Annotated in this window: 9 protein-coding genes; all 9 read left to right on the forward strand. The window is 67.0% G+C overall.

Going from position 1 to position 7,808, the window contains the following annotated elements; translation table 11 throughout:
• A partial coding sequence (gene ccoO / locus ACIQ6O_RS10145) for a cytochrome-c oxidase, cbb3-type subunit II (RefSeq protein ID WP_396207669.1) occupies positions 1 to 871 on the forward strand: 871 nt, incomplete at its 5' end.
• Positions 871 to 1,065, forward strand: a complete 195-nt coding sequence (locus tag ACIQ6O_RS10150; protein WP_396207670.1) for a cbb3-type cytochrome oxidase subunit 3 — start codon at positions 871 to 873, stop codon at positions 1,063 to 1,065. The genes ccoO and ACIQ6O_RS10150, both read left to right, overlap by 1 nt.
• A 3-nt stretch (positions 1,066 to 1,068) precedes the next feature.
• Positions 1,069 to 1,644 carry a cbb3-type cytochrome c oxidase N-terminal domain-containing protein gene (locus ACIQ6O_RS10155; RefSeq protein WP_396207671.1) on the forward strand — a complete coding sequence of 192 codons (576 nt, stop codon included), beginning with the start codon at positions 1,069 to 1,071 and terminating at the stop codon, positions 1,642 to 1,644.
• 19 nt (positions 1,645 to 1,663) lie between these two features.
• Positions 1,664 to 3,112, forward strand: coding sequence for a cytochrome c oxidase accessory protein CcoG (ccoG, locus tag ACIQ6O_RS10160; protein ID WP_396207672.1), 1,449 nt, complete (start codon positions 1,664 to 1,666; stop codon positions 3,110 to 3,112).
• Positions 3,109 to 3,615 (forward strand): FixH family protein, encoded by a 507-nt coding sequence (locus ACIQ6O_RS10165; RefSeq protein WP_396207673.1) that lies wholly within the window; start codon positions 3,109 to 3,111, stop codon positions 3,613 to 3,615. The genes ccoG and ACIQ6O_RS10165 overlap by 4 nt, the downstream gene beginning before the upstream one ends.
• Complete coding sequence (locus tag ACIQ6O_RS10170) at positions 3,612 to 4,373, forward strand: sulfite exporter TauE/SafE family protein (protein WP_396207674.1); 762 nt, start codon at positions 3,612 to 3,614, stop codon at positions 4,371 to 4,373. Before ACIQ6O_RS10165 ends, ACIQ6O_RS10170 begins: the two co-directional genes overlap by 4 nt.
• The gene (locus ACIQ6O_RS10175; protein WP_396207675.1) at positions 4,363 to 6,867 is read left to right on the forward strand and encodes a heavy metal translocating P-type ATPase; all 2,505 of its coding nucleotides are present in this window, start codon (positions 4,363 to 4,365) and stop codon (positions 6,865 to 6,867) included. The genes ACIQ6O_RS10170 and ACIQ6O_RS10175 overlap by 11 nt, the downstream gene beginning before the upstream one ends.
• Entirely contained in the window at positions 6,864 to 7,007 is a 144-nt protein-coding gene (ccoS, locus tag ACIQ6O_RS10180) for a cbb3-type cytochrome oxidase assembly protein CcoS (protein ID WP_396207676.1), read from the forward strand. Before ACIQ6O_RS10175 ends, ccoS begins: the two co-directional genes overlap by 4 nt.
• A gap of 95 nt (positions 7,008 to 7,102) precedes the next feature.
• On the forward strand, positions 7,103 to 7,808 hold a 706-nt coding region (locus tag ACIQ6O_RS10185; RefSeq protein ID WP_396207677.1), incomplete at its 3' end, for an amidase family protein.

Raw genomic sequence — 7,808 nt, forward strand, 5'->3', positions numbered from 1 at the left:
GGGCATGGTCGTCTTCGGCTGGAACATCTTCAAGACGTGGGCCAACCGCCCCGCGAAGTACGAGGTGCCGGTCATCGAGGCCGCACCGCTGCCGAAGGCGTACGTGGAAGAGCACCCGGTGGTGCCGGCCAATGGCCTCTGGGCGCGCTTCAATCAGGTGCAGTGGCACCGCGCGTGGGAGCGCGCGCCGATGCTCTTCACCGCGCTCACCACGGTGGCCGTGCTCGTCGCGTCGCTGTTCGAGATTCTCCCCACGTTCCTCATCAAGTCGAACGTCCCCACCATCGCGAGCGTGAAGCCGTACACGCCGCTCGAGTTGGCGGGTCGCGATCTCTACATCGCCGAGGGGTGCTTCAACTGTCACTCGCAGATGGTGCGTCCGTTCCGCTACGAAACCGAACGGTTCGGCGAGTACAGCAAGCCCGGCGAGTCGGTGTACGAGCATCCGTTTCTCTGGGGTTCGCGCCGCATCGGTCCCGACCTCGCGCGTGAGGGCGGCAAGTATCCCGACCTCTGGCACGTGCGGCACTTCGAGAATCCGCGCGCGGTTACGGCCAAGTCCATCATGCCGGCGTACGCGCATTTCCTCACAAAGCCGCTCGACTTCGACGGCATCCAGCGCCGTGTGGACGCGATGGCGATGGTGGGCGTGCCCTACGGCGACGCGCTGAACAAGGCGCCCGGCATGGCGCGCGCGCAGGCGCAGCAGATCGCGGCGGTCATTACGGAGCAGGGCGGACCGGCTGGCCTCGAGGACAAGCAGATCATCGCCATGGTGGCCTACATGCAGCGCCTCGGTCGCGACATCAAGGTGACGACGACCGCTGACAACCGTACCGCCACGCGCACCGCGAACGGAGGCACCAACTGATGAAGCTCTCCGACATCATGTCGTACGCGCAGCTGTCGTTCTACACCGAGGTGGCGCTGGTCCTGTTCCTCGGCGTGTTCGTCGCCATTTCCATTCGCACCTTCATGCCGTCACGGCAGAGCGAGCTCGAAGCCGCTTCGCGCCTGCCGCTGGAAGACGATGTGGTGCTCACTCCCCGCACCGCGGAGCGCTGACTCATGGCTGGCCCCACGAACGACAACATCCAGGACAAGCTCCTCGATCACACGTATGACGGCATCCAGGAGTACGACAATCCGATGCCGCGCTGGTGGCTGCTCACCTTCGCCGGCACCATCATCTTCTCCGTCATCTACGTGATGAACATCGGCCCGGTCGGCAACGGCAAGGGACGGATCGCCGACTACGAGGCCTCCATGGCGGCCTACGCGAAGGCGCATCCGGCCCCGACCGGTGGTGACATGAACGCCGATCAGCTGCTCGCGCTCGCCAAGGATCACGAGCAGCTCGAGGAAGGGCAGGAGACGTACACGGCGTATTGCGCCTCGTGCCATGCCCCCGACGGTGGTGGCCTCATCGGCCCCAACCTCGCGGATGCGTACTGGCTGCACGGCGGCGCGATCACCGACATCTACAACACCGTCACGAACGGCGTGCTGGAGAAGGGCATGCCGCCCTGGGGGAAGACGCTCAAGCCCGCGCAACTCGCCGCGGTCGTGGCGTACGTGAGCACACTGCAAGGCACCACCCCGGCCAACCCCAAGGCGCCGCAGGGAAACCCGGTCACACCGTGACCACAGCACCGAGCATGTCGTGAGTACCACTGCAGCGCCCCCGGGCGTGGGGAGGCGCGTCCTCCCCACGCTCAACGAAGACGGCAGCCGCCGCTGGATTCGCCCCAAGCCATCGCATGGCAAGTGGTGGCAGCGGCGTCAGGTCGTCGCGTATCTGCTCATGGCGATCTTCTTCGCCGCCCCCCACCTGCGGGTGTTTGGCAAGCCGGTCTTCCTCATGGACCTGCCGCGCCGCGAATTCACGCTCATGGGCTACACGTTCCTGCCCACCGACACGCTGCTGTTCATGTTCACGCTGGGCAGCGGCGTGATCGGCATCTTCCTCGTTACCGCGCTCTGGGGACGCGCGTGGTGCGGGTGGGCGTGTCCGCAGACGGTGTATCTCGAGTTCCTCTTCCGCCCCATCGGCCGCTGGTTCGACGGCGGCTACACACACTCGCGCACGCTCGACAAGCAGGGCGCGTGGTTCACGCCACGCCGGCTCGGCAAGTACATCACCTTCTTCCTGCTGGCGCTGTTCGTGTCGCACACGATGCTCGCCTTCTTCGTGGGCACCGATCAGCTCTACACCTGGATGCTGGGCTCGCCGGCCGATCATCCGTCGGCGTTCTTCTTCGTGGTGCTGTTCACGGGGATCGTGTGGTTCAACTTCACGTACTTCCGCGAACAGACGTGCCTCATCGTGTGCCCGTACGGCCGTTGGCAGTCGGCGCTCATCGACCGGCAGTCGAAGATCGTGGCGTACGACTACGTGCGCGGCGAACCGCGCGCCCACGCCGGGAAAGACCGTGATCCCAACGCCGGCGATTGCATCAACTGCAACGCTTGCGTGCAGACCTGCCCCACGGGCATCGACATTCGCAATGGCCTCCAGATGGAGTGCGTGCACTGCACGCAGTGCATCGATGCCTGCGACGAGATCATGACGAAGATCGGCAAGCCCACGGGGCTCATCCGCTATTCGTCGCAGGACGAGATCGCCGGCAAGCCGAGGCACCTGCTCCGCCTGCGCACGATTCTCTATCCCGTGGTGCTGGCCATCCTGCTCGGTGGCCTCGGCGCCACCATGTACCTCAAGCAGGCGGCCGACCTCACGGTCCTGCGCGGCCTCGATGGACCGTTCGCCCTCGAAGCCGACGGTCGTGTGTCCAACCAGATTCGCGTGAAGATCACCAACCGTCGTGGCGACGATATGCAGTACCGCATCGTGCTCGACAGCCTCACGGCTGGCGGCATCAGCGCCAGCGAAGTCACGGTGGTAGCACCGGAAAATCCGCTCGCTGTGAAGGGCGGTGAGACGCGTACCACGAGTGTCTTCGTGCTGCTACCGGCCCGCGCGTTCCCCAACGGCGAACGCTTCATCACCATCAATGTGTCCGACGATCGCGGCTATCTGGAATCGGTGCGCTACCGGTTGCTGGGCCCGAATTACGGCGGCATCGTCGCGCCGGGAGGTGCGAAGCCATGAAACAGGGCATGGGATGGCCCATTGGGGTCACGACGATTCTCGCGCTCACGGTGGCGGCAAACATCGTGGTGATGCGCATCGCGAATGACGATCCGTCGTTTTCGGTGGAACCGGACTACTACCGCAAAGCAGTCCACTTCGACTCCACTATGGCGCAGCAGCGGGCCAACCTCGCCCTCGGGTGGGGGTTCGATACGGCCATCGACAGCATCGGCGACGGCAAGCACACACGTGTGTCGGTCGCGTTGCGTGATGCCTCGGCCGCACCGTTACCCGGTGCGCACGTGGCCGTGATGGCCCGCTTCAACGCCCGTGCCAACGACACGCTCACCGCCGTGCTCGAAGAGCAGACCCCAGGCACCTACGCAGCGACGCTGCCCATCGCCCACCCGGGTGAGTGGGAAGTGCGGATCGATGCCATACAGGGAAGTCAGCGCTTCTCAGCCAGCTCACGTGTGACCGCGGTTCGCGCCACCACCACGGCCACGGCGAGCCGCCGGTGATCACCACGACGGCGGGCGTGCTCGTGGCCAGCCTGGTCGGCAGTGTCCACTGCGCCGGCATGTGCGGCGGGTTCGTGTGCTTCTATGCCGGCTCGGCAAAGGGGAACGAACCGGCCGCACTGCGCGCCCATGCCATGTACAACGTGGGACGCCTGGCGTCGTATCTCCTGCTCGGTGCGCTGGCAGGCATGCTCGGCGCTGGGGTGTCGAGAGCCGGTGCACTGGTCGGCGTGAGTCACGCCGCGGCCGTCGTGGCCGGCGCCCTCATGGTGGGATGGGCCGTTAGCACCATGGCGGCACAGCGCGGCGTGTCATTGAGCGCGCTGCAGGCGCCCGCGGCCTGGCAACGGGCACTGGGCCGGGTGTTGCACGCCGTCCGTGAACAGCCGCTCGCCGTGCGCGCCGGGCTGACCGGACTACTCACCACATTGCTGCCCTGTGGCTGGCTGTACGTGTTCGTGGCCACCGCGGGCGGGACGGGAAGCGTGCGCAGCGCCATGATCACGATGGCCGTGTTCTGGCTGGGAACGGTGCCGGCCCTCGTGGCGATGGGAGTGGGCGCACAAACCGTCCTGGCCCCCTTCCGCCGACGGCTTCCCGCGGTGAGCGCGGCCGTTGTGCTGGTGATGGGGCTCCTGTCGATGTCGGGGCGCCTGCTCCCGCGGACGTCGCCGAATCACAACGCGCACGAATCGCACGCCGCGACGGCAGCGGTCGTTGTAAAGACCTCAAGCACCGAGGGGACGCATGTCCACTGACACCATGCGCCTCGCTGTCACTGTAGCCGCCCCGGAAGCGATGCCCCACGCCGACGTGCTGTGCGCACACTGCGGACTGCTCGTTCCCGAGGGACTGGTCGACGACAGCGCCGAGCGGCAGTTCTGCTGCACAGGATGCCACACGGCGTTCACGATTCTTCACGAGCACGGGCTCGATTCGTACTACGGCTTCGCCGAGCGGCGCGAGGCGCCGGTGCGGGCCTCCGGCCGCAGCTACGAGGAGTTCGATCACCCGGCCTTCGCGCAGCTGTACATCGCCCGAACCCCCGAAGGGCTCTCGCGTACCGAGCTGTATCTCGAAGGGGTGCATTGCGCGTCGTGCGTGTGGCTGGTGGAGCGCATGCCGCTGCTCCAATCCGGTGTGGTGCGCGCCGAACTCGATGTGCGCCGCTCCCTCGCCGTGGTGGAATGGGACGCGAGCGCGGCGACTCTGTCGTCGATCGCCCGCGCGCTCGACGTGCTCGGCTATCCGCCGCATCCGTTCCGCGGCGTGGCGCGCGCCGACATGCGCCGGCGCGAAGACCGCACGATGCTCGTGCGCATCGGGATCGCCGGCGCCATCGCGGTGAACGTCATGCTGCTGGCGCTCGCGCTGTACTCGGGTGAACTGAACGGCATGGAAACGCGCTACACCTCGTTCTTCCGCTGGCTCAGCTTCGCCATCACGGTACCGAGTTTCGTGTGGCCCGGCCGCGTGTTCTTCACCGGCGCGTGGGCCGCATTGCGCACCCGGTCGTTGCACATGGACCTGCCCATCGCCATCGCACTCGCGGCGGGCTTGGTGCGCGGCGGTATCAACACCGTGACCGGCGAGGGGCCCATCTATTTCGATGGCCTCGCCATTCTCATCTTCGCGTTGCTGGTGGGACGGTTCCTGCAGCAACGCGGGCAGCGCATGGCGGCTGATGCTGCCGAACTGCTGCACGCCATTGCGCCGTCCACGGCACGTATTGTCGATCAGGGTACGGCGGGCGACTCGGTGCGCGACATTCCCGCCGAAGCGTTACTGCCGGGCATGGTGCTCGACGTGCGCGCCGGTGAGACATTCGCCGCCGACGGGGTGGTGATTCGTGGTCGCACGAGCGTGAACGCCGCGCTCCTCACCGGCGAGTCGCGCCCCACGTCGGTAGTGGAGGGTGCCACGGTGTTTGCCGGCACCCTCAACGTGGAAGCCCCGGTGCGGGTGCGGGTCGAACAAGCGGGCGAAACCAGCCGTATCGCTACGCTGCTGCGTCAGGTGGAGGAGAGTGCGCGGCGGCGTGCGCCCATCGTACAGATGGCCAATCGAATGGCTGGTATCTTCACCGCCGTGGTACTGCTCATGGCCGTGGCCACGTTCGTCATCAAGATGCAGCTGAACGCGCCGGCCGCGCTCGATGATGCCATCGCGCTGCTCATCGTCACCTGCCCGTGCGCGCTGGCGCTGGCCACCCCGTTGGCCATCACGGTGGCCGTGGGACGCGCGGCCGGGAACGGGATGCTCATCAAAGGGGGCGATGCGCTCGAGCTGCTGTCGAAGCCTGGTGTGCTGGTGCTCGACAAGACCGGTACCATCACTGAGGGACGTACGGCGCTCACGAGCTGGACCGGTCCGGAGTGGGTACAGCCACTCGTGCTCGCTCTTGAAGAGGGCTCATCGCATCCGTTGGCCGACGGCTTCCGCCGCGCCTGGCCGGAACTCGCCACGCCGACGGTAGCCGAGGCGCGTCACGTCACCGGTGGCGGGCTCGAAGGGCTCGTGGACGGCCACATGGTGCGCGTCGGATCCCCGCGTTTTGTTGCGGAGGCGACTACGTCGGTCGACCCGATGGTCCGCGATGCACTGTCATCGACCGACAAGACCCAGACTCCCGTCCACGTCGCTGTCGACGGCGTACTGATCGCGATCGCTGGTCTTGGCGATCGTATCCGCGATGATGCCCTCGCCTCGCTGCAGCAGTTACGGGCACGCGGATGGCGGACCGTGATGCTCAGTGGCGATGCCCCCGATGTCGTGGCGACGGTGGGACAAGCGCTCCACTTCGCACCGCACGATGCCATCGGCGCGGCATCACCGGAGGACAAGCTCGCCTTCATCGAACGGTGCAAACAGCAGGGGACCGTGGTGATGGTGGGCGACGGGGTGAATGATGCCGCCGCGATCGCCGCGGCGAGTGTGGGCATTGGGGTGCACGGCGGCGCCGAAGCGTGTCTCGCCACCGCTGACATGTACCTCACGCGCCCCGGACTCGGCGCGCTCGTGGAGCTCACGGAAGGCGCGCGGCGGACCATGCGGGTGATCCGCCGCAACATCGCCTTTTCCATCGGCTATAATATCGTTGGGGCGGGCATGGCCGTACTGGGCCTGCTTACCCCCCTCATCGCGGCCGTGCTCATGCCCACCAGCTCCATCACGGTGGTGCTGGGCAGCTGGTACGGCCATTCGTTTGCGCGGCGCCGACAGGCGACCGCCACCGCGGAGTCGATCACATGAGTGTCATCTTCATCGTGTTGCCGTTGGCGCTGTTGCTCGTGGCGGCCGGTGTGGGCGCCTTCGTCTGGAGCGCGCGGAGCGGGCAGATGGACGATCTCGATACCCCGGCTGTGCGCATGCTGCGCGACGAGGGTCGATGATGGATCCGCTTTCGCGCCGCGACTTCGCGCAGTGGCTCGGTGCAGCCGCACTGGGCGGCGCGCTCCCGGCTTCGCTTCCCGCGCTCACGCCTACCATGACCGTGTCCACCCCGGTGCCCACCGACGATCTCACGTCGCTCACTGCCACGGAACTCGCGGCGCGCATCCGTCGCAAGGACGTGTCGGCGCGTGAAGTGCTCGACGCCCATCTCACGCGCATCGCGCGCGTGAATCCGCAGGTGAACGCCATCGTCACGCTCGTGCCAGAGATGGCGCAGCGGTGGGCCCGTGAGGCCGACGAAAAGCAGGCACGCGGCGAACCGCTGGGCGTGTTGCACGGACTGCCCGTGGCCCACAAGGACTTGGTGGAGACCGCCGGTATCCGCACCACCCGCGGCTCGAAGCTGTACGAGAATTATGTGCCCACCACCGATGCGCTCATCGTGAAGCGCATGCGCGCGGCGGGCGCCATCACGCTCGGCAAGACCAACACGCCGGAGTTCGGCGCCGGCTCCAACACGTTCAACGCGGTGTTCGGCGCCACCCGCAACGCCTTCAACCGCAACAAGACGGTGGGCGGCTCGAGCGGCGGCGCGGCGTGTGCCCTCAACTGCAACCTCGTCCCACTCGCCGACGGAAGCGATACCGGCGGCTCGCTGCGCAACCCGGGGGCTTGGAACAACATCGTGGGCTTCCGCCCATCGCCGGGGCGCGTGCCCGACGACGATGGCTCGTGGTCGCCGCTCTCCACCGCCGGGCCGATGGCGCGCACGGTGCAGGACGTGGCCCTCTTCCTCTCGG

This window comes from Gemmatimonas sp. (assembly GCF_044345575.1).
GTDB lineage: Bacteria > Gemmatimonadota > Gemmatimonadetes > Gemmatimonadales > Gemmatimonadaceae > Gemmatimonas.

What these genes read in the sequence shown, in the direction of transcription:
- ACIQ6O_RS10155 (WP_396207671.1), top strand. Translation starts at nt 1,069, where the DNA reads ATGGCTGGCCCCACGAACGACAACATCCAGGACAAGCTCCTCGATCAC.
- ACIQ6O_RS10175 (WP_396207675.1), top strand. Translation starts at nt 4,363, where the DNA reads ATGTCCACTGACACCATGCGCCTCGCTGTCACTGTAGCCGCCCCGGAA.
- ACIQ6O_RS10150 (WP_396207670.1), top strand. Translation starts at nt 871, where the DNA reads ATGAAGCTCTCCGACATCATGTCGTACGCGCAGCTGTCGTTCTACACC.
- ccoS (WP_396207676.1), top strand. Translation starts at nt 6,864, where the DNA reads ATGAGTGTCATCTTCATCGTGTTGCCGTTGGCGCTGTTGCTCGTGGCG.
- ACIQ6O_RS10165 (WP_396207673.1), top strand. Translation starts at nt 3,109, where the DNA reads ATGAAACAGGGCATGGGATGGCCCATTGGGGTCACGACGATTCTCGCG.